General features: G+C 61.2%; 21 protein-coding genes. 6 read left to right on the top strand and 15 right to left on the bottom strand.

Going from position 1 to position 26,816, the window contains the following annotated elements:
- Positions 1–79 precede the first annotated feature (79 nt).
- The gene (locus tag ABIB48_RS06680) at positions 80–1,471 is read right to left on the bottom strand and encodes a cation:dicarboxylate symporter family transporter (protein WP_110104456.1); all 1,392 of its coding nucleotides are present in this window, start codon (positions 1,469–1,471) and stop codon (positions 80–82) included.
- Positions 1,472–1,625: 154 nt separating this feature from the next.
- Here ABIB48_RS06680 and ABIB48_RS06685 point away from each other — a divergent pair, with 154 nt between their 5' ends.
- Both ABIB48_RS06685 and ABIB48_RS06690 read left to right on the top strand, forming a co-directional pair.
- A complete protein-coding gene (locus tag ABIB48_RS06685; RefSeq protein ID WP_354212499.1) occupies positions 1,626–3,323 on the top strand; it encodes a sensor histidine kinase in 1,698 nt (565 codons plus the stop codon).
- The gene (locus tag ABIB48_RS06690) at positions 3,320–4,021 is read left to right on the top strand and encodes a response regulator (RefSeq protein WP_354212500.1); all 702 of its coding nucleotides are present in this window, start codon (positions 3,320–3,322) and stop codon (positions 4,019–4,021) included. Before ABIB48_RS06685 ends, ABIB48_RS06690 begins: the two co-directional genes overlap by 4 nt.
- Positions 4,022–4,029: 8 nt before the next feature.
- Here ABIB48_RS06690 and ABIB48_RS06695 read toward each other — a convergent pair whose 3' ends face one another.
- From ABIB48_RS06695 to ABIB48_RS06715, 5 genes are all read right to left on the bottom strand, one after another.
- Complete coding sequence (locus ABIB48_RS06695; protein ID WP_354212501.1) at positions 4,030–4,827, bottom strand: DeoR/GlpR family DNA-binding transcription regulator; 798 nt, start codon at positions 4,825–4,827, stop codon at positions 4,030–4,032.
- Positions 4,828–4,860: 33 nt separating this feature from the next.
- Positions 4,861–5,712, bottom strand: a complete 852-nt coding sequence (locus ABIB48_RS06700; protein WP_354212502.1) for a class II fructose-bisphosphate aldolase — start codon at positions 5,710–5,712, stop codon at positions 4,861–4,863.
- Between the two features lie 13 nt (positions 5,713–5,725).
- Positions 5,726–6,748 carry a 1-phosphofructokinase family hexose kinase gene (locus ABIB48_RS06705; RefSeq protein ID WP_396334240.1) on the bottom strand — a complete coding sequence of 341 codons (1,023 nt, stop codon included), beginning with the start codon at positions 6,746–6,748 and terminating at the stop codon, positions 5,726–5,728.
- Positions 6,745–7,785: an ROK family protein gene (locus ABIB48_RS06710; protein ID WP_315914776.1), complete on the bottom strand. Its 1,041-nt coding sequence runs from the start codon at positions 7,783–7,785 to the stop codon at positions 6,745–6,747. Before ABIB48_RS06710 ends, ABIB48_RS06705 begins: the two co-directional genes overlap by 4 nt.
- A 131-nt stretch (positions 7,786–7,916) precedes the next feature.
- On the bottom strand, positions 7,917–8,822 hold the full coding sequence (locus ABIB48_RS06715; RefSeq protein ID WP_315914777.1) for an SIS domain-containing protein: 906 nt from the start codon (positions 8,820–8,822) through the stop codon (positions 7,917–7,919).
- 383 nt (positions 8,823–9,205) lie between these two features.
- Here ABIB48_RS06715 and ABIB48_RS06720 point away from each other — a divergent pair, with 383 nt between their 5' ends.
- Complete coding sequence (locus ABIB48_RS06720; RefSeq protein ID WP_315914778.1) at positions 9,206–14,599, top strand: endo-alpha-N-acetylgalactosaminidase family protein; 5,394 nt, start codon at positions 9,206–9,208, stop codon at positions 14,597–14,599.
- A gap of 310 nt (positions 14,600–14,909) precedes the next feature.
- Positions 14,910–15,263, top strand: coding sequence for a hypothetical protein (locus tag ABIB48_RS06725; RefSeq protein ID WP_315914836.1), 354 nt, complete (start codon positions 14,910–14,912; stop codon positions 15,261–15,263).
- A gap of 179 nt (positions 15,264–15,442) precedes the next feature.
- On the opposite strand, the gene ABIB48_RS06730 is transcribed toward ABIB48_RS06725, so the two are convergent.
- Entirely contained in the window at positions 15,443–16,174 is a 732-nt protein-coding gene (locus ABIB48_RS06730; RefSeq protein ID WP_354212503.1) for a hypothetical protein, read from the bottom strand.
- Between the two features lie 90 nt (positions 16,175–16,264).
- Positions 16,265–17,488 carry an amidohydrolase family protein gene (locus tag ABIB48_RS06735; RefSeq protein ID WP_315914780.1) on the bottom strand — a complete coding sequence of 408 codons (1,224 nt, stop codon included), beginning with the start codon at positions 17,486–17,488 and terminating at the stop codon, positions 16,265–16,267.
- 135 nt (positions 17,489–17,623) lie between these two features.
- On the opposite strand from ABIB48_RS06735, the gene ABIB48_RS06740 reads away from it, so the two are divergent.
- Positions 17,624–18,268, top strand: a complete 645-nt coding sequence (locus ABIB48_RS06740; protein ID WP_315914781.1) for a LysE family translocator — start codon at positions 17,624–17,626, stop codon at positions 18,266–18,268.
- A 48-nt stretch (positions 18,269–18,316) separates the two neighbouring features.
- Here the strand turns inward: ABIB48_RS06740 and ABIB48_RS06745 are convergent, their stop codons facing one another.
- Positions 18,317–19,480 carry an NAD(P)/FAD-dependent oxidoreductase gene (locus ABIB48_RS06745; RefSeq protein WP_315914782.1) on the bottom strand — a complete coding sequence of 388 codons (1,164 nt, stop codon included), beginning with the start codon at positions 19,478–19,480 and terminating at the stop codon, positions 18,317–18,319.
- Positions 19,481–19,611: 131 nt separating this feature from the next.
- Here ABIB48_RS06745 and ABIB48_RS06750 point away from each other — a divergent pair, with 131 nt between their 5' ends.
- Positions 19,612–20,619, top strand: a complete 1,008-nt coding sequence (locus ABIB48_RS06750) for a formylglycine-generating enzyme family protein (protein ID WP_354212504.1) — start codon at positions 19,612–19,614, stop codon at positions 20,617–20,619.
- A 59-nt stretch (positions 20,620–20,678) separates the two neighbouring features.
- Here ABIB48_RS06750 and ABIB48_RS06755 read toward each other — a convergent pair whose 3' ends face one another.
- The 6 genes from ABIB48_RS06755 to gatA all read right to left on the bottom strand — a co-directional run bounded on the left by ABIB48_RS06755 (position 20,679) and on the right by gatA (position 26,813).
- Positions 20,679–20,930: a hypothetical protein gene (locus ABIB48_RS06755; protein WP_354212505.1), complete on the bottom strand. Its 252-nt coding sequence runs from the start codon at positions 20,928–20,930 to the stop codon at positions 20,679–20,681.
- A 142-nt stretch (positions 20,931–21,072) separates the two neighbouring features.
- The gene (locus tag ABIB48_RS06760; protein WP_354212506.1) at positions 21,073–21,450 is read right to left on the bottom strand and encodes a hypothetical protein; all 378 of its coding nucleotides are present in this window, start codon (positions 21,448–21,450) and stop codon (positions 21,073–21,075) included.
- Positions 21,447–22,256 (bottom strand): hypothetical protein, encoded by an 810-nt coding sequence (locus ABIB48_RS06765; protein ID WP_354212507.1) that lies wholly within the window; start codon positions 22,254–22,256, stop codon positions 21,447–21,449. The genes ABIB48_RS06760 and ABIB48_RS06765 overlap by 4 nt, the downstream gene beginning before the upstream one ends.
- A 24-nt stretch (positions 22,257–22,280) precedes the next feature.
- Positions 22,281–23,336 (bottom strand): hypothetical protein, encoded by a 1,056-nt coding sequence (locus ABIB48_RS06770; RefSeq protein ID WP_354212508.1) that lies wholly within the window; start codon positions 23,334–23,336, stop codon positions 22,281–22,283.
- A gap of 406 nt (positions 23,337–23,742) precedes the next feature.
- A complete protein-coding gene (gene gatB / locus ABIB48_RS06775; protein ID WP_110104470.1) occupies positions 23,743–25,251 on the bottom strand; it encodes an Asp-tRNA(Asn)/Glu-tRNA(Gln) amidotransferase subunit GatB in 1,509 nt (502 codons plus the stop codon).
- Positions 25,251–26,813 carry an Asp-tRNA(Asn)/Glu-tRNA(Gln) amidotransferase subunit GatA gene (gatA, locus tag ABIB48_RS06780; protein WP_354212509.1) on the bottom strand — a complete coding sequence of 521 codons (1,563 nt, stop codon included), beginning with the start codon at positions 26,811–26,813 and terminating at the stop codon, positions 25,251–25,253. Before gatA ends, gatB begins: the two co-directional genes overlap by 1 nt.
- Between the last annotated feature and the right edge of the window lie 3 nt (positions 26,814–26,816).

Raw genomic sequence — 26,816 nt, forward strand, 5'->3', positions numbered from 1 at the left:
ATCGACCCGTGAGCTAATGCCTCTTAGACACTTCTAAGCGGCATTAGCTCACGGATCGATTCGTTGGTGCGGGCTGAAACTAGACGTTTACGGGGACGCGGTTGTCCTTTTCCAAGATAGCGGAACCGTCAGCAGCACCCGGGGTAACCTCAGCACCAGCCGAAGAGCCGAAGCCGTGATCGTCGTCGTCCATATTGATTTCATCGAACGGGTCACGGCCGGCTAGGACTTCGCGGGCCTTGTCCATATCAAGCTCGTGGGTCCACTTGCCAATCAGCAAGGTGGCCACGGCGTTGCCGGTGAAGTTGGTGAGTGCGCGGCACTCGGACATGAACTTATCGATCCCCACAATCACGCCCATGCCATCGAGCAGAACCGGCTTGTGAGCGGCCAAACCGGCAGCCAGAGTTGCCAGACCGGCACCGGTGACACCGGCAGCACCCTTGGAGGCAATGACCATGAAGACCAGCAGGCCAATCTGCTCGCCAAGGTTCATCGGCAGGCCCATGGCGGTGGAGATGAACAAGGCACTCATGGTCAGGTAGATGGCGGTACCGTCAAGGTTGAAGGAGTATCCGGTGGGGACAGTGATGCCGACAACGGGCTTGGAAACACCGGCGTGTTCCATCTTGGCCATCAGTCGCGGCAGGGCCGACTCGGAGGAGGAGGTTGCGAAAATGAGCAGGTATTCGCGGCCCAGGTAACGCATCAGGGTGAAGATGTTCAGGCCAGTCACTAGACGCAGGATGGAACCCAAGATCACCACGATGAACAGTGCACACGTCAGGTAGAAGGCACCCATGAGGATGGCCATGGAACCAATGGCGGCCCAGCCCGTGGCACCTACTACTGCGGCAATGGCACCGAAGGCGCCTACCGGAGCCAGCCACATGATCATGGTCATCAGCTTGAACACTACTTTTTGAATGTGCTTGACGCCGTTGAGCACCGGCTCGCCGGCCTTGCCCAGGGACTGCACTGCGAAACCAACCATGAGGGCCAGCACCAGGGTGGGCAGTACGGGGATATCCCCGGGGATCATTTCCATCAAAAACTTCACAGTGGAGTTCTCCTCGGCGCCGCCACCGGCCTTGTAAGGCTGCAAGTGCAAACCGGCTCCCGGGTGGATGATGTTGCCCACCAGCAAACCAATAGCCAGCGCCACGGTGGACATGGTCATGAAGTACAGCAGCGCCAGGCCACCCACCTTGCCCACGGTGGCAGCCTTGGCAATGGAGCCAACACCAATCACCAAGGTGCAGAAAATGATGGGTGCAATGACCATCTTGATCAGCGCAATGAACATGGTCCCGAGCGGCTTCAGTGACTTGCCCACTTCGGGAGCAAGCAGGCCGATCGCCGCACCAAAAACCACCGCGGCGATGACCGCAATGTACAGCCAATGGGTTTTATCCAGCCGGCGTTTTGCCGGCTTGGCCGTGCTGAGGGTCCCTCGTCCTTGAGAGCTCATAGTGACTCCTTGCTTATGCGTTTCTGCTTTGCAGGTCTGCGCGGCTGGTGATTAGCATTGGTAGGTAGGGCGTGGCATCCGCCTCACATAAGATTGCCCCGCAACGTGACTTATCTCACCGTTGTGTTCATATTGGTCGCACGAAAGGTTGTTCATGGTGTGGCGTGGCTGGAGTATTGCCCGCAGGTTGTTCGTTGCCAACCTGATTTTTGTGGTGCTCTTGACCGCCGGGCTGGCCACGGTGATGGTGCACGACGCCGGCTCCCGCACTTATGAGCAGACCAGCGCGCGGCTGCTTGCCGTGGCCACCGCAATCGCCGATTCCCCCGCCGTGGCAGCTGCGGCTAAGCAACCCAATCCGAGCGCCACGCTGCAGCCGTATGCAAAGTCCGTGATGGCTGATGCGCACGTAGATTTCGTCACCATGATGAACCCCGCAGGTATCCGGTGGACTCACCCCGATCCTGCAGAGATCGGCAAGCAATATGTGGGATCCATCGCCCAGGCACAGGCCGGAAGTACTTATTTTGAAACCACGGCGGGCACTCTTGGGCCGTCGGTTCGCGTGATTGTTCCCGTCAAGGACACTGACGGGACAGTGCTTGCCATGGTGGCAGCTGGAACCACCGTGGACAATGTCCAAGTGCTGGTAGCCAGCAGGCTCCCCACAGTTCTGGGGCTGGCTGCAGCGCTGTTGATGGCCGGTTCCTTGGCAGCTTGGGCATTGGGCAGATACCTCAAACGCGTCACCTTGGGTTGGGGCCCCGAAGAACTGGGCCAGCTGTTCACGTACTACGAATCTGTGCTCCATTCAGTGCGTGAAGGCTTGGTACTGGTGGATACGCGCGGCACCATAGTGCTCTACAACGACCACGCGGCATTGCTGCTCGGGATCACGGCGCTCGGGAACAAGTCATCAGGGCACACGGCACTACGGCACAAGTCACTAGGGCACACGGCTCCCACTGCCGGGCAGACGCCAGCAGCGCAGCCTAGTTTGAATTCCTTGGGACTGCCGGATTCACTGCGGGAACTGTTGGAAAGTGGCCGTACCGCCACCGATGAGGTTCATCTAGCCGGTGATCGGCTCTTGGTGGTGAGCCAGCGTCCGGCGCTCGCCCCGGGGAACAACGCTCCAGCAGGGACTGTTACAACCTTGCGTGACCACACAGAATTGACGGCCCTGGCGAGCAGCCTCAGCAGTACCCAGACGTTGGTGGAGGCCCTGCGTTCCCAAACCCACGAACATGCAAACCGGCTGCACGCCATCATTTCCTTGATCGAACTGGAGCGGCCCCGTGAAGCCTTGGACTTCGCCACGGCTGAACATCGTGACACCGTTCGCCTGGGCGGGAAGTTTGTCGAAGCACTCGATGAGCCATTCCTGGCCGCGCTGCTGCTGGGCAAACGCGCCCAGGCTGCTGAGCGCGGCGTGAGCCTGGAGCTGACCGCCGCCGGAATTCTGCCACCGGACACCTTGGATCCGCGCGAACTGGTCACACTGCTGGGCAACTTGGTGGACAACGCCATGGACGCCGCCGCTAGTTGTAGCGACAGTCCCACAGTGTGGGTGGATCTGCTGGTGGCCGACGGCGAGCTCACCATTACAGTTGCCGACAACGGTCCCGGCCTGCCCACTACCGATTTGGATATCCTTGGCAGAATAGGCACCACAGATAAATCCTCGGTCTCCCCGGGCGGTCGCGGCTACGGCATGGCACTGATTCGCCGCGCAACCACCGCTCTCGGCGGCACCATCACCGGTGAGAACGACGGCGGTGCCCTCATGACCGCGGTTTTTCCGGTGGACGCCCTTGAAGCCCATTCGTCATCAATGAACGGAACACCATGAGCGTACCTGCCCCCATCAGGGTCCTTGTGGTGGACGATGACGCCATCGCGTTAGCCGCGCACGCAGAGTATGTGCGCCGCTTGGACGGTTTTGAGGTGGTGGCCCAAGCCCATGGCATGCAGGCCGCGTTGGTGGCCTTGCATGATCCCGCCATCCCTGCCGTGCAACTGATTCTGTTGGACATGAACCTCACAGATGGGCACGGTCTGGATTTGTTGCGGCGCATTCACGGACTGGGACTGGTCCCGGATGTTGTGGCCATCACGGCGGTGCGCGATGTCCAGGTGGTCCGGTCAGCCATTGCGCTGGGCATTACGGCGTATCTGATCAAGCCCTTCACTTTTGCTGCGTTCCGGGAAAAGCTGGAGAATTACCGCAGCTACCACTCTGTTCTGGCGGACAGGACCCAAACCTCCCAGGATGCCATTGACCGGGCACTTTCACAGCTGCGGCCCACAGGGAAATTGGTGTTGCCCAAGGGCATGCTTCCGGAGACGCTTCGAGCAGTAGCTGATTGGCTCCGTTCCCACCAGCATCCAGCATCGGCCACCGAGGCCGCTGCCGAACTAGCCATGTCCCGAGTGACAGCGCGCCGGTATATGGATCACTTGGTGGAAACTGGTTCCGCCAGCAAAGCGCCCCGGCACGGTTCCCCAGGCCGCCCGGAACTGGAATACCACTGGCTACTCCCCCGCTGAGCAACTACTCAATGCTCAAGCGGCGGGGCCACAATCACGTTGGTACCGGCTTCCCGGAACGCCGCAAGCTGCTCATCGGTGATGCGGGCATCAGTGATCAGGTTGCGGAAATCATGCTCTTCCATGGTGGCGAAGGCGCGCTTGCCAATTTTTGAGGCATCCGCCAAAATGTAGGCTTCCGAGGCGCGCCGAGCCATCCTGGAATTCACCGAGGCCTCCCCCTCATCATTGGTGGTGGGACCGGCACCTGGCTCGATCCCGTTGACACCAATGAAGGCAAAATCCAGTGCCACGCGCTGCAAAATACTGTCGGCGTAGGGACCCACTAACTCGTACGAGCGCGGGTTGACGATCCCACCTGTCACCATGATCTTAAAATTGGGGCGGATGGCCAGCTGCGCCGCAATATTGATGGCATTGGTGACAACCGTCAGCGTGGGCCTGTTGGAATGCACCATCAGGTCCTCGCGGGTGGAGAGCACCTGTGCCAAAGCCGTGCTGGTGGTTCCGCCGCACAAACCAATAACAGCGCCCTTGGGAATCAACGCGCTGGCAGCGTGCGCGATCAGCTGCTTTTCTTCCGCATGGTCATCACGGTTGTAGCGCCCCGGAAGGTCATAGGAAACAGAACCACTGGTGGCACCGCCACGGGTTCGTGTCAGCAGCCGCTCATTGGCCAACGAGTCCAGATCGCGGCGGGCCGTGGCCGGGGAGACCCCGAGCTTTCCCACGATCTCACCGACCTCCACATGGCCGTCGGCCGCCAAGATGTCCAAAATGGCTGTGAGCCGTTCAGTTCTGTTCATGTCCACTCCTTGGCGGCCCACAGGCCTTGAGAATTAGCTTTCCGTTGCGGCAATTGCTGCAAACATGCTCAATAGCCGTGAAACTTCCGGGATCAAAGCATCGCGGCCAGCGCCAAGATACTTGCGTGAATCCACCACGGCAGGGTTGTCCTGCAAATATTCTCGCACCGCCCGGGTGAAGAACCCGTTCAGGTGTGTGGAGACATTGATCTTAGTCATGCCTGCCGCAATGGCTGCCACTATGTTCTCATCCGAGACACCCGATGAGCCGTGCAACACGAGGGGCACGCTCAAGGCGGCCTTCAGCTCCGCTATACGGGTGAGGTTCAAGGCTGCGGAACGTTCGGTCATGGCATGTGAGGAACCCACCGCTACGGCCAGCGCATCCACGCCCGTGGCAGCAACAAAGGCTGCCGCTTCAAGCGGATCGGTCAACACGCCGGGGGCATGCGCACCGTCCTTGCCACCCACCTTGCCCAGCTCGGCCTCAACATATACGCCGCGCTCATGGGCGTAGGCGGCCACACGGGCCGTAACCTCAACGTTTTGCTCATACTCAAAGTGTGCGCCGTCATACATGATGGAGCCGAATCCCAAGTCCACGGCCTGGTAGGCCAGGGTTTCATCCTCGGCGTGGTCCAGGTGCACGGACACCGGCACGCTGGCCTTGCGGGCCGCTGCCAGGGTGGCTGCCGCAACGGGTTCCAGCCCACCGTGGAACTTGGCGCAGTTCTCCGAGATCTGCAGGATCAGAGGGCGCCCGGCCCGCTCCGCTCCGGCAATCAGCCCTTCAAGGGTCTCCAGGTGGATCACGTTGAACGCGCCCTGTCCCACCCCTGTCTTGACGGCCAGGTCCATGATCTCGCGGGTGTTTGTCAATGCCATCTTAAAAAGGTCCTTAATGTTCTGTGATGATGAGTTGATCGGCGAGCTCCGCGTACCGTGGGGATATTTCCCCGGCACCGGGCATGAGAACGGCGGCGGCACTCCAGGAGGTGGCCCGGCGCAGGATCTCCCGCAGGTCCAAGACTCCCTGGGCAAGCGCGACGGCGGCCGCACTCACCGCCGCGTCTCCGGCCCCCGTGGGGTTCCCACTCAGGGGTGCTGGCAGTTTCGCTTGCAAAAAAGTACCCGGGCTCTCGGCGCTGAAGGCCAGCATGCCTTCCTCGCCAACACTGACGAGCACCCGTTTGGCACCGAAGTCCATGAGTTTGCGGGCGGCACTAACCAGGTCCTTTTCAGCGACGGCTTCCATGAGCTCGTGGTTGTTGGGCTTGAGTAGATCGGCTCCGGCCTTGGCAGCAGCCACAATGCCGGAACCCGAGGTGTCAATGATAGCCGGAACCCCGGCAGCGTGAGCCAGAGCCACCAGTGCCGGATAGAAATCATCCGGCGCAGCTTCCGGGAGGGAACCCGAGCCCACCAGCACGCCCGGCTTGCGGACACCGGTGGATGCTTGGCTGCCAGCCAAGCCATCCACCACCGCCGCAGCCAGACGCTGCCACTCTTGTGCGGTGAGTGCTGGGCCGGACTCGTTGAAAATACTGGTGCAATAATCCGCGGCGGTATCCACCAAGGCGATGCTGCTGCGGGTGGCAGCAGCCACGGGTACCAAGTGGTGCGGTATGCCGGAGGATGCCAGGTCCGCACGGAACCGCTCCCCCGACAGTCCGCCCACCGTGGCGATGGCCAGGGTGGGAAAGCCCAGCTGGTGGGCAACCCGTGAGACGTTTAAGCCTTTTCCGCCGGCCCTGTACAACGGGGTGGGGACACGGTGGGAGGAACCCAATTCCACGCCGTCAACGGTGTAAGTGACATCAACGGCCGGGTTGGGGGTGAGCGTCAGGACCAGGTTGTTCAAATCAGAGTTGTTCACGTCAGAGATGTTTACGTCAGAGTTGTTCACGCCAGGGTTGTTCATGCTGTCCCTTCCTCGGCCGAGGCGGCGTGAAGGCTGCGAGCCTTCAGTGCCGAACCTATGAGGCCGGCGTTCTCGCCCAGGGCTGCGTGTACATAGTGGGGGCGGCGGTGGAACGTCAGGAGTTCATCAACCCGTGCCGCCAACGGTTCAAAGAGTGCCGCGCCAGCCATGGACAAGCCACCACCAAGAACAACTGTTTCGGTACCTAGGATGGATACGCACTGAGCCACACTAAAAGCCAAGGCGTCTATGGCATCAGCCCAGACGGTCTTGGCCGCAAGGTCACCTTCGGCGGCCAGCGCCAAAACATCGCGGGCCCCTGCCACAGGTGTGCCGGTGGCAGCGGTGTAGCGGCGGGCAACAGCCCCTGCCGAGCCCAGGGATTCCATGATGGCCATGCCGCCATCCGGAGAAGGCACCATGGCGTGGCCAATTTCACCTGCGTAGCCGCCACCGGCAATACGTTTGCCATCACACACCACGGCCCCGGCAATTCCCGTGCCAATGACCATGACCAGCACATCCGTCTTGCCCACGGCGGCACCTAGCCGGAATTCAGCTTCACCAGCCATGCCGACGTCGTGCCCGAATCCCACAGGCAGGCCAAGGGCTTGTGTCAGTGTTGCTGTGAAGGGGAAGTTCTTCCAGCCCAAGTTGGCTGAAAACACGCCAATACCGTTCTCTTCATCCACAATGCCGGGCACTGTGACGCCAACGGCGGAGATTTTCAGCTCGGGATGGGCGCTACGGTACTGTCCCGTGAGCTCAACAATCCGGGCGCAAACGCTGGCCCCCGAGCGCTCCCCGTCAAGAGGTGTGGGGTGGCGTTGGAGGTCACGGACCTCAACCTCACCGCCTAGCCCAACCTCACCGCATAGCCCACCCTCACCGCCTAGTCCACCCAGGACAATCCCGGCCTTCATGTCAGTGCCACCAATATCAAAAGCCAGGACGGCATCCTGGACAAGAGAGGTGTTGCCTACACCGCTGTCATCAGCAGCACCAGTTTCTCCAGCGCGGTTCATCAAGGTGTTCATGAATAAGTCTCTTTCGGCGTTCAGTGCGTGCAAACTTGGGAAGGTTGCGGCTCAAAGGGTGGCGGCAAACAGCAGGCACCCCACCTCGGAAGAAGTGGGGTGCCTAACATTTTAGCCGGACACCGGTGTGACTAGTCGTCCAGGATGACCGAGCGTGAGAGGTTACGCGGCAGGTCAGGGTTCATGCCGCGGGCGCGGGCACGTTCCAAGGTGACGCGGTGAATGCGGGCCAGCTCGGCCAGCGGGTGCGTGGTGGTGTTCACGTACAGCGCACCGGTCTTGGCAACGTCGCGGTCCAGGCCTTCGGGCTGGTCGCCGAACATCCAGGTGACACGGTTCGGGGCTGCGATGGAGATGGGGCCGTGGCGGTATTCCTTGGCCGGGTAGGATTCGGTCCAGCCCTGAACGGCTTCGCGCATCTTCAGGCCAGCCTCGTGGGCCAGGCCTACGGTCCAGCCGGTTCCCAAGAAGGTGAACTGCTCAGCGTCAATAAGTTCCTGCTCAACGGGTGCGGTGACGGTGATCTTGGCGTCCTCAACGGCGGCGCTCAGATCCATGCCAACACTTGTCAACAGGTAGCTCAACGCGGTGGTGGCGAAGCGGGTCTGCACCACTGATTGCTCGTCAGCGTAGGGAAGCTCCACCACGGCGTCAGCCAAGGTCATGATCGGTGAGTTGATATCGCCCACCAGTGCAACGGTGTGCACGGTGCCCTTGATCGCGGTGAGGATTTCCAGCACCTCGGTGGTGGTCCCTGAGCGGGTGATGGCGATGACAGCGTCATAGCCGCGCTCGGCACCCAAGAAGGCTTCGGATGCGGCGAAGGCGTCGGTTACACCCTTGCCGGCGGCTTCACGTGCCGTGGCGTAGCTCTGTGCCATGAACCAAGAGGTGCCGCAGCCAATGACAGCAACGCGTGCGCCGTCGGCCGGTAGCAGGTTCTCACTCTTAGCCTGGGCAATTGCTTGGGCCCACACTTCGGGCTGGCTGGTGAGTTCGGCATCCATGAAGGGGCCAAGCTGGGTGTTCTCGCTCATGCTACTTATTTCTCCTCAAATAGGGCCCCGAGGGCAAATTCTCAATACCTTCGGGTATCTTCTGCTGCCTCAACAATAGCACAACTTGATTGCTTACGTCTTGAAAACGTCAGATTCAATCACTAACCATCACGCCGGTTAGCCCTGGCAGGAAGGGCGTGGGTCGCTCAGGGCCAGGGCCTCGCCAGGGCGCGCGCAGCGCCCTCATCAAGCAAAAAAGTGTTGCCGAAACGAGGCGTCACACAAGCGCTGGACTGCTACAGTGTTATGGATAACAGAGTGAGGCGGGCCACAATCCTTAAGCTCACCCTCATCAGCGTCACCACCAACAAGTGCGCAAATTGCCACTTGCACCTGCAACAAAGCTGTTCAAGGAGTTCTTGATGTCATTGACCCGACACCACCGAAAGTGGTTGGGGATGGGAATTGCCGGGGCCGTCATGGCTGGCACCATTGTCCCTATCGCCGCCGCCCTACCTGCCTTCGCGGCTGATGGAACGGCGGTGATTACCTCAGGAACCATGTCCGTCGAGGTTTCTACGGCCTTCCCGCAGGCGCTGAAATACACGCTGGGGACAAAAACCATGACGGGCGCCACCGCCGTCGCCACCAAGATGAAGATCAACGGCGCGGATCAGGCCGTCACCGTGACTTCCAAGGTCAATGTCGATGGCAAGTCGATCGAGTACGCCATTGCCGTTCCCGGTATGGCTGGCGTGAGCATGAAAGCCAAACTCGCTGTTGAGAAGAATGTGCTCACATTCAACATCACCGAGATCACTGAAACCGGGACCGCCAAGGTCGAACGCCTCCAGATCATGGACCAGGACCTCATCACACTGTCCTCAGCTCAGGCCGGGGCGAGCCTTGCCACCGCAGTGGTTTCCGTTGACCGAGCCAAGAGCGGTGACAACATCACCGCGCTGACCGCTGACACTGCTGTTGATGCTGAGGCTAAAACCTCCATGGTGGCTATCGCCAACACCAATGATTTGGCAGCCAGCTTTGAGTCCAACTCAATGTATGACGGTGCCTTTGGGGCCCCGGATAACGGGCTCGCTGGCGCCGACAAGGGCAGGATCTGGCGTCAAGTCAAGGCCGACGGCGCCAACAAGTTGGTAGGCTTCTCCTCCGGTGCCTGGCTGTACCGTGCCAAGAACTCCACCGAAACTGAGCCACTACCCATGGCCAAGGTCATCATCACCGGCGACGTCAACGCCGATGGACAAGTCAATTGGCAAGATGGCGCCATTGCCTCGCGTGATATTCAGATCAAACCTTATGGTTGGGAGGATGTGAAGAACCGTGTAGTTCAGAGCATTCCCTTCAACTTTGCCAGCCAGGCAACCAACCCGTTCCTGCGCACCCTCGATGACGTCAAGCACGTAGCTCTGGCCACTGATGGACTGGGCCAGTACTCCTTGGAGAAGGGCTTCACCTCGGAGGGACACGACTCCGCCAACACCGACTTTGACGGCAACTTCAACGTCCGCGCTGGCGGGCTTGCCGACATGAACACCATGCTGGAGCAGGCCAAGAAGTTCGGTGCCACGTTCACTGTGCACATCAACAACACCGAGGCCTACCCTTCTGCCCATTCATTCAATGAGCAGTTCATTAAGCAACCGCCGCAGAAGAACTGGAACTGGCTGGAACAGGCTTACATCATTGACCAACGCCACGACGTGCTTTCTGGAGATCAGAAATCCCGCCTGGATGGCATGGCCGAATCTGTCAATGACAATCTGACGGCCAACTATGTTGATGTGTATTACGAGTCAGGATGGGTGGGCGAGCGCCTCCAGCGCAACCTCATCGATGCCGGGTACTCGGTTTCTTCTGAGTGGGCTGATTCCTTGGTCCGCAACAACACCTGGTCACACTGGGCTGTGGATGAAAACTACGGTGGCAGCACCAATAAGGGTTGGAACTCAGAAATTCTGCGTTTCTCCCAGAACACCCAACGCGATACGTGGAACCCGGATCCGCGCCTAGGCACACCACACTTGGTGGAGTGGCAGGGCTGGACGGGACAGAACAACTACAACAATTTCCTCAAGAACGTCTGGGACAACAACGTCCCCGCCAAGTTCCTCCAGCAGCAGGAAATCACCACGTGGACACCCGAGGCCATCACCCTCGAGAATAATCTGCGCGTCACGGGCACCACGCTGGAGAATCGCATCATCACTCAGAACGGTGCCAAGGTTCTGGAGGGGCACAATTATTTGCTCCCCTGGTCCAGCGATTTGGTGCAGTTCGGTGAAGAGGCCGTCAATGACACCAACAACCAGACCAAGCTGTACAACTACAGCCGTGATGGCGGCGCCCAGACATGGACTCTGACCCCAGCCTTCGCCACACAGAGCACCTTGAAACTCTATGAGCTCACCGATCAGGGCCGTAAGTTCCTCAGCGACGTTCCTGTCACAGGCGGCAAGATCAGCCTGTCCCCGAAGGCCAATACCGCCTACGTGCTGGCACCGACCTCGGCACTGGCAACAGTTCCGGCGAACGCTGACGCCGCCTGGGGCTTTGGCACCGGCATCAAGGACCCGGGTTTCAACTCCGGCGCCCTGGCCAATTGGGCACCAACAGGTGATGTCACCGTGAACAACTCTGCCAAGGGCCTGAACAGCGTCAAGTTCGGGGCTGCCGCCTCCAGCATCTCGCAAAAACTGGCTCCCTTGAATAAGGGCACCTACTCTGTCAGTGCCTGGGTTGAGATTGACCCAACCGTGAACAACCAGGAGAAGTTCCCGCGCGGCAAACGTGAAACCACGCTTGAGGCAACGGTTTCGAATAAGCCCGCGGTGAAGAACACCACAAACTCCTCTGCCTTGTTCAACACTGTTGCAGCAGATCAGAAGAACCGCACCTACACTCAACGCGTCCGCGTGCTGATTGACGTGGCGAACAACGGCGATGCACCTACCGTGAAGTTCTCCGCCCCGGCAGGCAGCACCGCCGTCTTGATTGATGATTTCCGGGTCATCAAGACCGAGCATGTCAGTGCCGCTGATGTGGTTTCCGGTTCACCGACCGGTGTGGTGTTGGCTGAAGACTTTGAAAACGTTGACCAGGGCTGGGGCCCGTTTGTGAAGGGCAACGCCGGTGGTATCACCGATCCGCGTACCCACCTGGCCCCAATCCACGCGCCTTACACGCAAAAGGGCTGGAACAACAAGCCCATTGACAACGTCCTTGATGGCCAGTTCAGTTTGCTCTCACACGAGGAAAATGGGGGCCTGGTGTACCGCACCACCCCCGCCACCATGGCCTTTACGCAGGGTCACGACTATGAGATTTCCTTCGATTACCAGTCTGCCAAGGCTGGCGAATACACCTGGGTAGGCGGCTATGACGGGGCAGCAGGGGCAGTACAGACTGTGTCAACTCCTGTCCCGCTCATGCAAACAACTGAGCGTTGGGTGCAGAACTTCACTGCTTCGGCCTGTGGGGATAGCTATGTTGGCTTGTTACGCAGCGGAACCACGGCAGCGGATTTCTCTTTGGATAATCTTCTGATCCGTGACCTGGGTGAGTCCAGCAAAACTCCGGCCTGTGCGCAGCTGTCCCTTGCACAAACCGGACCCATCATTGAGCAGGGAACTGATAACGAGTTCACCACCACGTTGGTCTCCAATGAGCCCGCCGCCGTCGCTAACGCCAAGGTTTCACTGCAGTTGCCGGAGGGCTGGACTGCCACCGCAACAACCCCCGCGACAGCAACCTCCTTGGCTCCGGGCGCATCACTAGTCACCAAGTGGAATGTGGTGGCTCCGGCCACGGCAGATGGCAATTACAACATCAAGGCCACGTCCACTTACACCACCACGGTGGCTCCGATCGGGGCTCGCGTGGCGGAAACCACACTGGGCGCCTACACCATGCCCCACCCGCCCACCGCAGATACCTATGCCTCAGACATGCAGTGGATTGGTACTCCTGATAACGGTTGGGGTCCTGCAGAAAAGGACCTGAGCAACGGCGAGCAGGGAGAAAAGGATGGCAAGGCAATCACGCTGGACGGCAAAACGTACAGCAAGGGCCTCGGCGTTCACGCAGCCTCCAAGATCAAGTACTTTGTGGGTGCACAGTGCTCCGCTTTCACCGCCCTCATCGGCGTTGACGATTTCCAGGGCACCAAGGGCTCGGTCATCTTCAAGGTGCTCGGCGATGGAACGGAACTTTACAATTCCGGCATTATGACAGGCGCAACACCTGCCAAGAACATTGACGTCAAGCTCAACGGCGCCAAATATATTGAGCTGGTTGTTGACCCCAACGGCAGCAACGGCAATGACTGGGCCGACTGGGCCGACGCCATGTTCCGCTGCTCGGATGACTCCCCCGCACTCGAGCTGGCCCCCGTGGTCAACCCGGCCGGTCCGCTGGAGCAGGGCAAGACCTACACCGTCACCGTTGGTGACTTGAAGGCCAACTCTGAGGCAACCTTCTCGCTGGGAACCGCCGAACTGGGCAAGGCAACCGCCAACGCCGCAGGCATGGCAACCTACAGCTACAAGGTTGCCGCGGATGCAACCGAGGGCGAGTCAAGCATCAACGTGGCTGGTACCGACAGCAACGGCAAGGCAGCCACCGGCTCCGTCGCCGTGAGCATTGTTGGCACTCCGCCGGCAGCTCCCACCCAGGACGTCTTCGCAAGCGACCTGGAGTTTGTGGGCACGCCCACCAACGGATGGGGCCCTGTTGAGCGTGACTTGAACAACGGTGAGGACGCCGAAGGCGACGGTGCTCCGATCACGATCGATGCCACCGTCTACAAGAAGGGTCTGGGCGTTCACGCCGATTCCAGTGTTCGCTTCTACTTGGGCGGACAGTGCACCAGTTTCACCGCCATGGTAGGCATCGATGATGCCAAGCTGCCCAAGGCACACCGCGGCAACGTGGTGTTCACCGTGGTTGGCGATGGCGAAACTCTTGCCACGTCCCCGCAGCTGACAGTTGATGACGAGGCGCTTAAGATCACTGCCGATGTCACGGGTAAGAACTACGTGGACCTGAACGTTGCCAAGATCAATGTGGGCGGCACGAATGGCGACGAGTGGGCTGACTGGGCGGATGCCAAGTTCAGCTGTGGCGATGAGGCCCCGGCCTTGACGCTGGTACCCGTTGTTGACGGTGGCAACGCCGTTGCGCAGGGCTCCACGCATAAGGTTACGGTTGGCGACTTGAAGGCTGGCTCCACAGCCACCTTGAAGCTGACCACCGGTGCCGTTGCTGCCTTGGCAGCCGGCGATGACCTCACGGCCGTGGTCAACGCTGATGGTGTGGCTACGTTTAGCTTGGTTATTCCGGCTGACGCTCCTGTTGGCACAGCAACGCTGACTGCCACTGGTACGGATAAGTTCGGCAAGGAAGCAAGCGGAACCGTCAACCTCGCGATCACTGCCAAGGCAGTGGACCCGACGGACCCGCCCACCACTGAACCCCCCGCCACCACGGACCCGACGGATCCGGCCACCACTTCGCCGGCCACTACTCCGCCGGCCACCACGGGACCCACAACTCCGGGTGCACCGGGGGCTACCACCCCGGGTGCAACTACACCTGCCGCAAGCACACCGGGAGCAACCACACCGGGCGCTACCACACCGGGCGCAAGTTCGGGAGCAACCACTGCTCCCGCCGGCGGGGATGAGCTCTCCCACACTGGCGCCAACGGAGTGCTGCCGATCCTCGGCATTGCCTTGCTTGCCCTATTTGGGGGTGCGGGGACCATGTTGGTCCGACGCCGCCGGCGCCATGGTTAGGTTCTAGCCACTGTCACCACGGCAGTAAGCAGTAAGCAGTGAGCAGTGAGCAGTAAGCAGTAAGCAGTAAGCAGTGACTAAGAAGGGGTGCTGGCTTGAAGAAATTCAAGCCAGCACCCCTTCCTTTTGCGCTCCTCCAAGAAGTGCTGTGAGATGCCGCCATACCAGGTAAGGACAAAAGCAGCCCAACACATCTTGGCCATGCGGTAGAAGGAGCCACTTTTCGCACGCCCATGCTTGAGGCGTGCCCGCTGTGTGCATGAGCCAGTGTGGGCATGAGCCAGTGTGGGCATGAGCCATTTCCTTCCCTCTGGTTGCTCTGCCGCTCGGGCAGTATGCTTCTGCAATGACACACATTACGGGGCGCCAGCGGTGGGCAAGAATTGCTGCCTGGACAGTATCCCTCGGTGCAACGATTTGCGGCATCGTTCTGGTGGCTATGGGGAAGATAAGCATGTGGGTCAGCGACCCTAGTACACCAAATACCTATACAAACCAGAACGTTCAAGTGGGGTTGCTGGGGATTGTTCTCCTCGCCGTTGGTCTGCTCTCGGTCATGGCTGTTCTGATCGCAGAGGGGTACACCCGGCGGGTAGAAACAAAGAATCAATCGCTTGAGCCCCCGCAAACCCATGAGGTTCAGGTGCATGAGTCTTCGATATGATCGGTGATCCCGCTGTACTCACGTCCAGCCCCGCAATGAACAGGCTGGTATTGAACGGGCTGGTATTGACACCGATCAGCCGTGCCTTACCGCTCCGACCACAGCCGGGAAGCGGGCAACGGGTAACAGGCATCACGAACGAGTCTTGCCGTGTATCAATGGGGAAAAATCTGCGGCTTTCACATAGCGGGTTGTTTGAGGGCCAACGCTAGTGAGCGCTGCGCTTCCTGGTGCAGTGCAGGCACCGCGCTGTCCTCAATAATCCCGCGCAGGATCGATAAGGAGTCGGGATGGTTGAAACTCTCCAGTGCACGCACAATTTTCCACTGCATTAGCTCATCATTCGGACTGCCCTGGAGCCTTTTGAGCAGCGCTCGCAGCGCAACCAAGCGATGAGCTTCGGTCGCTGAGGAATAGAAGCACATGAAGCCAACAGCATCAATGACCTCCACTACCTGTGCCCGGGTCCCGCTCTGAATGACCGATGTCATGGTGGGCAAAATTGCGGGGTCCATTCGAGCAAGAATTCGCGCCACAATGTCCCTTGGGAGCGGATAGCTAGATTTTCTGAACGCATCAGTGGATGGCTGCTTGTGTTGATTTCTGCCGATTGTACCTAGCAGTGGAATCAGCATCTGAGCGGCTTCTTCACCACCAGTTTGGAGTGCTTCACAGAGCTCAATCTTGGTGTAAAGCTTGGTTTCGCGCTTGAGCCGATCCGCAAAGAGCCGGTTCGTCGAAGCATCCGGTTGTGCTTTTTGTGCGAGCAGGCGAATGGCAGCGGATCGCTCCAACGGATCCTCAGAGTCCAGCAGTTGAGCCAGGTCCGCCGTTGACAGATGGCTGAATACGTCAAGATCTTCGATACCCAGGAATCCACGATCACGCAATTGACTTCTCGAGCTCTTCATTTGCTCGCCACTCTACCTTGGCCGGGGTATCTAGAACTGGCCAGATCCACCCCTACCATTAGGCTTCCCGCACCTTATACTTCCCGCACCCTAGATTTCCCGCACGCCGGCTCGCCACACACCGGATGTCAGTGGCATGCCGGGGCGGTAGGCAAGATGCGTTGCGGACGGCGCCCGGAGCATGTGCAGATCAGCCCTGTGTCCCACGGCAAGGGTGCCAACAGCCCGCTTCCCATCCTGGTCAAGCCCGGTTTCCCGACCCAATGCCAGTGCTCCCCCATACGTAGCAGCGCGCACAGCCTCATGTACGCTCAGACCCATCTGCAGCACGGCCGTTGCAACGCAGAATGCCAGGGAGGAGGTGTAGGAGGTACCGGGGTTGGCATTGGAAGCGATGGCCACTGGCACCCCGGCATCGAGCAGCTGGCGGGCGGGTGCCAGCGGCGCCCGGGTGGAAAGATCACAGGCTGGCAGCACGGTGGCGACCGTGCCACGCTCACCCGCCCCGCGCCCCGCATTGGCACCGGCCTGCCAGCCTGACCACGACTGCGCAAGCAGGGCCACATCGGAATCGGTCAGAAAATTGACGTGGTCCACGCTTGCGGCCTTGAACTCCACGGCTAGCCCAACCCCGGCTCCGTGGCCCAGCTGATTGCCGTGCACGCGCAGCCCGAGGCCGGCGGCACGGCAGGCGTTGAGCACGGCACGTGACTGCTCTTCCGTGAAGGCGCCGCGCTCACAGAACACATCGGCCCAGGAGACGTAAGGGCGGACGGCGTCGAGCATGTCCGTGCAAACTAGCGCGGTGTACTCATCGGCGTCCATGCCGGCCGGGACCAGGTGGGCACCCAAGTACGTGACCTCGTCCACCACGGTGGAGGCGATCCGGGCGCAGCGGGCTTCGTTATCCACATCCAGACCGTAGCCTGTCTTGGTCTCCAGATAGGTGGTGCCCTGGGAGACTGCCTCGCCAACGCGGCCCAAGCCCATGCGGGTGAGATCGTAGTCGCCTGCGTTGCGGGTGGCTTCCATGGTCACCGCAATGCCTCCGGCACTGTATTTCTCCCCGGCCATACGCGCCTCAAACTCGGCCGTGCGGTCTCCGGCGAAGATCAGATGCGTGTGCGAGTCCACCCAGCCGGGAAGCACCGCCCGGCCCTGGGCATCCGTATGGGTATCCGCCGCGGGCGCCTGCTCGCTGGGACCGATCCATGAGATGCGCTCCCCCTCAAGCACAATGGCGCCGTTGTGCAGCGTACCCAGCTCGCCATCCTGGGTCATTAGTTCGCCAATATTGGAGATCAGTTCGCTCATGTTCTTAGCGTACGGCGCCATGGGGCGGCCCGGGCGCCACGCCCCAGAGCCGCGTCTGGAATAACAGACATCAAGATGGCCGAGCAGGCCACCTGCATTTGCCGCACCGGCTTGCCCCCGGCGAGAATTGAACTTATGACTTTTGTTTCACTCCTGGGCTTTGCCGGACTGTGCCTGATGCTCGCCCTCATTCCCGGACCGGATACCTTCATGGTGCTGCGTATTTCACTGAACCGGGTGGGGGCAGGCATTGCAGCAGCAGCAGGCTCCGGCGTGGGCGCGCTGCTCTGGGCGGCCCTGGTGGGCTTTGGACTGGCCGCCATTTTGGAACAGTCAGCGGAGGTGTTCCGGTGGATTAAGATTGCTGGCGGCATCTACCTGCTGTACTTGGGAGTTTCCTCGTTCCTGAAAGCGCGCAAGGCTGCCAAGGCAGGCCTGGCGGCAGCCCATGATGGTGCGCAACCGCTGGTCTACAGCAAGCGTGCAGGGTTTGGTGCCGGCATGATCTCCACTCTTCTGAACCCCAAAGTTGGCCTGTTTTATCTAGCCGTGGTGCCCCAATTCATCCCCCAGGGCGTGAACACACTGGCCATGGCCATGGTGTTGGGCCTGACCCTGGCCGTGATCGGCTTCCTCTATTTGACTGTCATTGCTTTTGTGGCGAACCGGGCCATGAAGTGGTTGCGCAAGCCCAAGGTCAATTCCATGATCGAGCGGATCAGCAGCGCCATTTTGGGCGTCTTGGGTGTTGGCGTCATGGTTTCCGGCGCCGCCAGTTAAGACCGCCAGTTAAGACCGCCAGTTAGGGCTGGCAGTTAAATCTGCCAGCTACAGCACGCCGGCCCGTTGCGGGCTCAGTTCGCCAGCCAGTTCCTGATCTGCCGCCGGCAGTGTCCCGGTGATCATCGCGGCCGCGAGCGTGGCCAGCGCGGCCGAGGTTTGAATCCCATACCCGCCCTGCCCGGCGAGCCAGAAGAAGTTGGGCACAGCCGCATCGAAGCCCACCACCGGAATGCCATCCGGGGCTTCCGTACGCAGCCCCGTCCACGCCCGGACGACGCCGGTGATCCCCAGGGTGGTCACGGCGTCAATGCGCTCGATCAGTGCCCTAATATCGGCATCCACCACCTGCGCGTCACCCGCCGGAGCAGGCACTGACTCACACGGTGAGATCAGGAGGTTCCCGCCGTCGGGCCTGAAGTAGTAGCTTTCATCGAAGGGCTCCACCATGGGCCCCGCCGGATTCACAGGCCGTGCCGTGGAAACTATGGCCACGCTGCGCCGGTACGGGATCAGGCTCTGAGATGGCACGCCACAGAGCGTGGCCACCTCCTGCGCCCAGGCACCCGCAGCATTGACCACAACTGAGGCCTTGATTTCATGCTCCCCCGCTGTCAGCGTGAACCCCGTGTCATCATGGTGGACCGTGGTCACGGGGGCACTCAAGAGCACGGTGGCACCTGCCGCCAGACCCTGCCGGCGGTAGTACTCCAGCAGGGCCGGCACATCCACCTCCTTGGCGGAGTCATCCAGGGCTGCTGCAAAAAATGTATCGGGGCGCAGATCCGGGCTCAGCGCCATGGCCTGGGTGTGGCCCAACAATTTCAGGCCGGGCTGGCCCGCCAACAGCTCCGCTACCTCAGCGTGGTTGCCCAGCGTGATGAGCGGGCGAGGTATCAGGATGGGCGCCGCCAGCGTGGCTGAAATATCCTCCACCATGGCGATGCTGCGCCGGGTCAACTCTTGAATGACGGCCGGGCCATAATGTGGCTGCATCTGCCGGGCCGAGCGGGCGGAGGTGTGGAACGCCAAGGCCGGCTCCGCTTCCACCAACACCACTGTTCGTGTAGGGGCCAGGGCCCAGGCTAGGGACAACCCGGCAATTCCGCCGCCAATGATCACTACGTCAGCTTTCACCACGTCACTATTTACCCCATTAGCATTCACCACATCAACATCCAGTGCATCAACATTCATTGCGTCAACATCCATGGCGCCATGCTGGCACATCCAGCCATGAAAATTCCACCATCCCACCCGCCATCTCACCAGGGCGTGTCACCAGGGCGTGTCTCACTCCTTAGACTGGTAGGAGTACTTTGATCCCTGTGTGAAGAGAGTCCATGTCTAGTTGTTGCAGTCCCGAAGGCCGTGCGCCGGGCCATGCGGAGCATTCCTCCGCCACGAACCAGGTGTTTTCTCTGAGCGTCCCCGCCAAAACCGGGCACAGCTCATCCACAGATTCCTTTCATGCGCAGCAGGCGAACATCCCGGCAGGCACGTTCGCCATGGGCGATCCCTTTGACGAGGGCTACCCCGCCGACGGTGAAACGCCCGTCCACCAAGTTTTTGTCTCAGACTTCGAGATTGATGTCACAGCCGTCAGCAACGCCGCATTCGCTGCCTTCATTGCAGCCACCGGCTACCGCACGGAGTCGGAAATCTACGGTACTTCTGCCGTTTTTCACCTTGCCGTCCAGGCGGATCAGGCCGATATTCTCGGCACCGCAGCTGGCACTCCCTGGTGGCTAAACGTGCGCGGTGCCAGCTGGGCGCACCCAGCCGGGCCGCTCTCACACTGGCAGGACATCCCGGAACACCCCGTCACCCAGGTCTCGCACACGGATGCCTTGGCATATTGCGCGTGGGCGGGCCGGGTCCTGCCTACCGAGGCACAGTGGGAATATGCTGCCCGCGGCGGATTAGTCCAATCACGGTACCCCTGGGGAAATGAGCTCCACGGGACAGGAGCCGACGGCGAGACCCTGCACCGCTGCAACATTTGGCAGGGCACTTTTCCCACGGAAAACACGTGCGACGACGGATTCCTCACCACCGCTCCCGTGGCCAGTTTCGAACCCAACGGGTACGGCCTGCTCCAGACCAGCGGCAACGTCTGGGAATGGTGCGCGGACTGGTTCTTACCCAAGTACTACAAGAGCTGCCTGGCCGCAGGAACTGTGGAAGATCCGGCGGGCCCCACCATTGGGCGCGGCCGGGTGATGCGCGGCGGCTCCTACTTGTGCCACGATTCTTATTGCAACCGCTACCGGCTAGCGGCCCGCAGCTCCAACTCCCCCGAATCTGCCAGCGGAAACCTCGGATTCAGGACCGTCGCCGCCCAGCACTAATCCAGCCACTAGCGCAGCCACGCGCACACAATCTGCCCCTGCCTTCTTTGGCTCTCCCGCTACGTGGGGATGCCCGGCGGGTCGGGGCGCCGGGACATGTCCAGGAAGTATCCAGCCCACCCTGCCATCACGGCGTTGATCGAATCCTCCGCTACGGAATCCTCCCCCACTGCGGCGAATACGGGGCGTGTGGTGAACCAATGATCCAGCGCCGCCTCGGGGTTGAACGTCTTGACGTTGATCAGCACGCTGAGCGCGTCCACCCAGGACGCCCCGCTGGCAGCCCAGGACCAGTCCGCAACTTCTCCCAAGCCATGAAGGCGCCCTTGAGCGCTTCTTGAGAGTGCGGCAACGGCAGTTCCGTCCTGAGCGGGACACGGCCAATCTTCTCCAGTGCGTCAAGTACCGCGAGAAGTTCGCTCTCCTGCCAGGGCTCCTGCGGATGGTGACCAGCTACATCGGCCAGTACCAGCGCAACCCAGGTGCCGTCGTCGTACATTCCCAGAAGTCGTACATTCCCAGAAATTCAGGCGCCGGAATGTCTTGTGGAAGGGCCAAAGCGCCGGGGGCTTCGCGGCGGTGCAGCACCGGAGTTGTGGCATTCTCAAGCGCACTGGCAGCCTTCACAAACGCCCGCCGCCCCGAGGCCAGCAACACCCGGTCCACCGACCCCGGGGAAAACCCGCCTGGGGCAGACACGGCAGCCACCACCGGCTCAGTCAAGATACTCTCGACGCCGTCGCGCACCGTTTGCGGCAGCTGCTCCCAGGTGATGCGCCGGGTCATGGCTGCGCGGCTGAAGTTCGAGAGGTTGGGTTCTGCGCGTCTCAAGCCTGCGGGGCCAGGGTGAGGATGGTTGCGTCATCGGCCACCTCACCGATCCGCTGCTGGTGCATGCGTAATTCATGCAGGAGCCCCAAGGCCTCAAGGGTGTTGCGGCTCCGGTCCAGGAACTCGCCCGGTCCGCTGACCAGGCCAAGATCGACTGCGCGCCACGCCCCATCGCTGGCCATCACCAAAAGCTCGGGACGCCCAATCTGGACCACGTGGGCGTGATCAGCCGCTTCCGGCTCCCGCCGCGCCACCCACAACCGGCCCGGGGTGTTACGCAGTTCGCGATCCTGTTGCAGCAGGCGCAGCCGGGCCTGGGCCGTTGCCTCCGGTGGGATGCGGGAATCGGCAAGTTCGGCCCGGATCAGGAGGGTTTCTCCGTCTGGCATTCTGGCAACAACAGTACAATCGGCCAGACTGGCGATCTCAACTCCGCTGCTATTCAGCTGGGCTACGGAAACGGCAGCGCTGGGAAAGCGCACCTTTTCATTTCCCACGAGTGCCGTTGCCTCATGATCAATCTCCTCCAGCGCACGCGCAAGCACGCCACGAACACCGCTGTCATCGAGTTGCGCGGACCCACGCTGGTGTTCCCCGGTTCCTGCGGAGGCCTGGGCAAATTTCATGCTCAAAAGCTGGGCCAGCCATTGCGGGTCCGAGGCGGATGGCAGGTTCAGAGGTTCCAGGAGCGCTGTGGCGCCGTCAATGATCCACGCGTTGGGGCCGTAGTGGCCACAACTGTCCTCCTGGACATGGGCGCCTCCCTCAGATTGCACACGTGCACGGATGTCCCAAGCGTAAGTCATGGTTTCATGATGCCACGGGTACCCTCACGAGCACGTGACATTAGTTGCCGGATCAACATTGTTTTCCAGCCATTCACCAGTGGCGTCATACGCCTTCATGGCGGCACAGACATCGGATTTGCTCCCCGGCACGGCCTTGATGACAGCGTAAATGGAATTGCCATTGCTATTAGCCTTGGACGGGCCCCGGAAGTTATCGCAGGACAGGTCAGTGCGCAGGTACATGGATCCTGGGTTGGCCCGTAACGCCTGTTCAATGGTGGCCGCATTGGTGGCTGGTTCGAATGCTGTGGCCAGCACAATGACCCCGGTACCATCGCACGCCGGGTAGGAGATGGGCTGGCTCAGGCCCAAGTCCCCTGGCAACTTCAACTCTGGGGCACTGGGAGTCCACCACGAAAGCATTTTTTCTTCCGCAATAACATCATTATTTGCCGAGATGGTGAACGTTGAGGCGTTCAAGGCATAGCTGTAGTTGCCGTTTCGGGCTTGGGCTGAGTTGGAGGTTCGGCTCGCCGGTAGCACTATCGTGGAGCCTGATTTCTTATCCAGACCCAGGTAAGTGGTCTCGCCGTTGATCTCGCAGATCGCAGCACGGAAGGAGTCCGAGGCCCCCACAAACACCACTTTCCCCTGCCACTTGCAATACGCCTTGTCAGCATTGGAGTAGCCGGAGTTATCTACTGTGTTCAGGCGCTGGGGTGCGGACTGCGACTCGGGTTGGCCCTGTTGTGGCGCAGAGTCTTGTTCCCCGGTGGCGTCTTGCATCTGTGACGAGGAGTTGGGCGAGGCGCCCTGGTTCTGGCCGGCCGTGCCAGCAAGCGGCGGCTGGGCCGGGACACCCAAGAGGGTATTTACCGCAAAGACCGCGCCCACAATGATGGCGCCCAGAAGGACGGTTCCAGCCGCGATCCAGGCCGCGATCTTGCCCTTGCCCTTGGACTCTCCGCTGGGCGGGCCAGCGGGTGGCCCGGCAAATGGTCCGCTGGGTGACCCGGCAGGTGGCACATTTGGTGGGGGTGGAACGTTGCTCCCTGACGGCTTTCCGTTCGGGCCCGGCCAGGGTTGTGGTCCACTCATTGCTTGGTCCCCCTCGAGACAGATACTGGCCCCATTCAGGGCCCGTTCACAGGCTACACCCGGGCTCAGACACTCCCCTGCACCAGCGGCATTGTGACAGTACCTCAGAAAAAAACTGCGAGCCGTGACCTTCCAAAGGGGAAGTCACGGCTCGAAGAGGAAGAACGGGAAAGAGGGTGTGGGTGGGCCCACACACCCGAGGGCCCCGAAGTGCGGCTCGCTTGCGAGCCACACGTCGGCAAAGCGTGGGAGCGTGTGGGTGGGCCCACACACCCGAGGGCCCCGAAGTGTGGCTCGCTTGCGAGCCACACGTTGGCAAAGCGTGGGAGCGTGTGGGTGGGCCCACACACCCGAGGGCCCCGAAGTGCGGCTCGCTTGCGAGCCACACGTCGGGAGGGTGTGGGGACTAGCCCTCCACGCCCAGGGTCTTGAGGATCAGCTCGCGCACGCGAGCCGCATCGGCCTGTCCACGGGTCACCTTCATGACGCCACCAACAATCGCACCAACGGCCTGCACCTTGCCGCCACGGATCTTCTCGGCAACATCGGGCTGGGCTGCCAGGGCCTCGTCAATCGCACTCTGCAGGGCGCCGTCGTCGGAGACAACGGCCAGGCCGCGCTTGGCCACGACCTCTGTGGGTGTGCCTTCGCCCTCAAGGACGCCGTCCAGCACCTTGCGGGCCAGCTTGTCATTGATGGCACCCGAGGCGATGAGCTTCTCAATCTCCACCACGACGGCGGGGCTGACGCCCAACGCGGCGGGATCCACGTCTGCCAGCTTGGCGCGGCGTGCGATTTCACCCATCCACCACTTACGGGCCGCAGCTGCTGTTGCGCCAGCGGTGACGGTTTCTTCAATCTCGTCCATGAGTCCGGCGTTGACCACGTCGCGGAATTCCATGTCGGTGTAGCCCCAGTCCGCCTGCAGGCGCTTGCGGCGCTCGGCCGGCGGCTCGGGCAGAGTGGCGCGGAGCTCCTCAACCCAGGCGGCGCTGGTGACAATGGGGACCAGATCCGGCTCGGGGAAGTAACGGTAGTCATCAGCATCTGACTTGGGCCGGCCCGAGGTGGTGGACTTGGTGTCCTCATGCCAGTGGCGGGTTTCCTGCGTGATCAGCACACCGGAATCCAAGACGGCGGCGTGGCGCTGGATCTCGAACTTCACGGCGTTTTCGACGGCGCGCAGCGAGTTCACGTTCTTCGTCTCGGTGCGGGTGCCGAACTTTTCCTGCCCGTAGGGGCGCAGGGAGACGTTGGCGTCGCAACGGACATTGCCGCGCTCCATCTTCGCGTCTGAGACACCCAGGTTCTTCACAATCTCGCGGATGGCGGCAACGTAAGCCTTGGCCAGTTCCGGCGCACGTGAACCGGCACCTTCGATAGTCTTGGTCACGATTTCAACCAGGGGCACGCCCGAACGGTTGTAGTCCACGAGGGAGTAATCAGCACCCTGGATGCGTCCCGTGGCACCTCCCATGTGGGTGAGCTTGCCAGCATCTTCTTCCATGTGGGCGCGCTCAATTTCCACGTGGAAGACGGTGCCGTCCTCAAGTTCAATATCGATCCAGCCGTCGTAGCAGATGGGGTCATCGTACTGGGAGGTCTGGAAGTTCTTGGGGGTGTCCGGGTAGAAGTACTGCTTGCGCGCAAACGTGCTGTGCGGGGCAATCTTGCAGTTCAGCGCCAGGCCGATCAGGATCGAGGACTCGACTGCCTTCTTGTTGACCACGGGCAGCACGCCGGGCAGACCCAGGCACACCTCATTGACGTTGGAGTTTGGCTCATCACCAAAGACGTTCGGTGCCGAGGAGAACATCTTGGTCTTGGTGTTCAGCTCAACGTGCACCTCAAAACCAAGGACTGGATCGTACTTTTCCAGGGCTTCTTCGAAGCTCAGAATGGTTTCGTTGCTCATTAGTTTGCCTCCTCGGCTGCGATCTTGGCGGTGGCCTCGACGGCGGTGGATGCCAGTGCCGGGGCTTGGTCCAGCATGGGGCCGCCCCACTTGGTCTCCAACAGGGATTCCAGCACGGCGCCAACACGGTAAACGCGGGCGTCCTCGCGGGCCGGGGCCAGCAGCTGGATACCCACGGGCAGGGCGTCTTCATCGGCCAGGCCACCAGGCAGGGTCAAGCCGGGGATGCCGGCCAGGTTAGCCGGAATCGTGGCAATGTCCAGCAGGTACATGGACAGCGGGTCATCAATCTTTTCACCCAGCTTGAACGCCGTGGTGGGCGTGGTGGGTGAGATGAGCACATCCACCTGGGCGAAGGCGGCCTCGAAATCGCGCTGCACCAGGGTGCGCACACGCTGCGCGGACCCATAGTAGGCGTCATAGTAGCCAGCGCTCAGGGCGTAGGTGCCCAGGATGATGCGGCGCTTAACCTCATCGCCGAAACCGGCGGCGCGGGTGGCAGCCATGACACGCTCAATGGTGAGCGGAGCATCGGTGGGCAACGTGCGGTTGCCGAACCGGACGCCGTCGAACTTGGCAAGGTTAGAAGATGCCTCACTGGGCATGATCAGGTAGTAGGCACCGAGGGCGTACTTGAAGTTGGGGCAGGAAACCTCAACGATCTCAGCCCCTGCTTCGCGCAACAAGTCCAGGGATTCATTGAAGCGGTTTTCAACGCCGGCCTGGAAACCTTCGCCGTGCAGTTCCTTCACCACACCGATCTTCATGCCGGCAACGTTGCCCAAGCGGGCGGCGTCGGCCAGGCCCGTGGAGGGATCCGTCAGGGACGTGGAATCAAGGGGATCGTGCCCGCCAATGACTTCCTGAAGCAAGGCTGCGTCCAAGACGGTGCGGGATACCGGGCCAATCTGGTCCAGCGAGGACGCCATGGCGATGGCACCGTAGCGCGAAACCGCGCCGTACGTTGGCTTGACGCCCACGGTACCGGTGACGGCGCCGGGCTGGCGGATAGAACCGCCAGTGTCGGTGCCCAAGGCCAGGGGTGCTTCGAAGGCTGCCACGGCTGCAGCCGAGCCACCGCCGGAGCCGCCGGGAATCCGGTCCAGATCCCACGGGTTGCGGGTGATGCCGTAGGCGGAGTGCTCGGTGGAGGAACCCATGGCGAATTCGTCAAGGTTCGTCTTGCCCAGCATGGGCATGCGGGCGGCGCGGATCTTCTTGATGACGGTGGCGTCATAGGGGCTCATCCAGCCCTCAAGGATCTTGGAGGCAGCCGTGGTGGGCTGGCCCTTGGTGACAATCAGGTCCTTGATGGCGATGGGCACACCGGCAAGCTCATGGAGCTCTTCGCCGGCGGCGCGGCGGGCGTCGACGTCGGCAGCCACGGCCAGCGCTTCCTCGGCGTTAACGTGCAGGAACGCGTGGATGCCGCGCTCACCGCAGTCGACCTCGGCAATACGGTCAAGGTGAGCCTGAACCAGCTCAACGGAGGTGATCTCGCCTGAGGCGAGTTTGGCGGCCATCACGGCGGCGCTGGAACGGATCAATGCAGATGCACTCATGGA

Origin of the sequence: Arthrobacter sp. UYCu511 (assembly GCF_040547105.1) — a bacterium.
GTDB lineage: Bacteria > Actinomycetota > Actinomycetes > Actinomycetales > Micrococcaceae > Specibacter > Specibacter psychrochitiniphilus.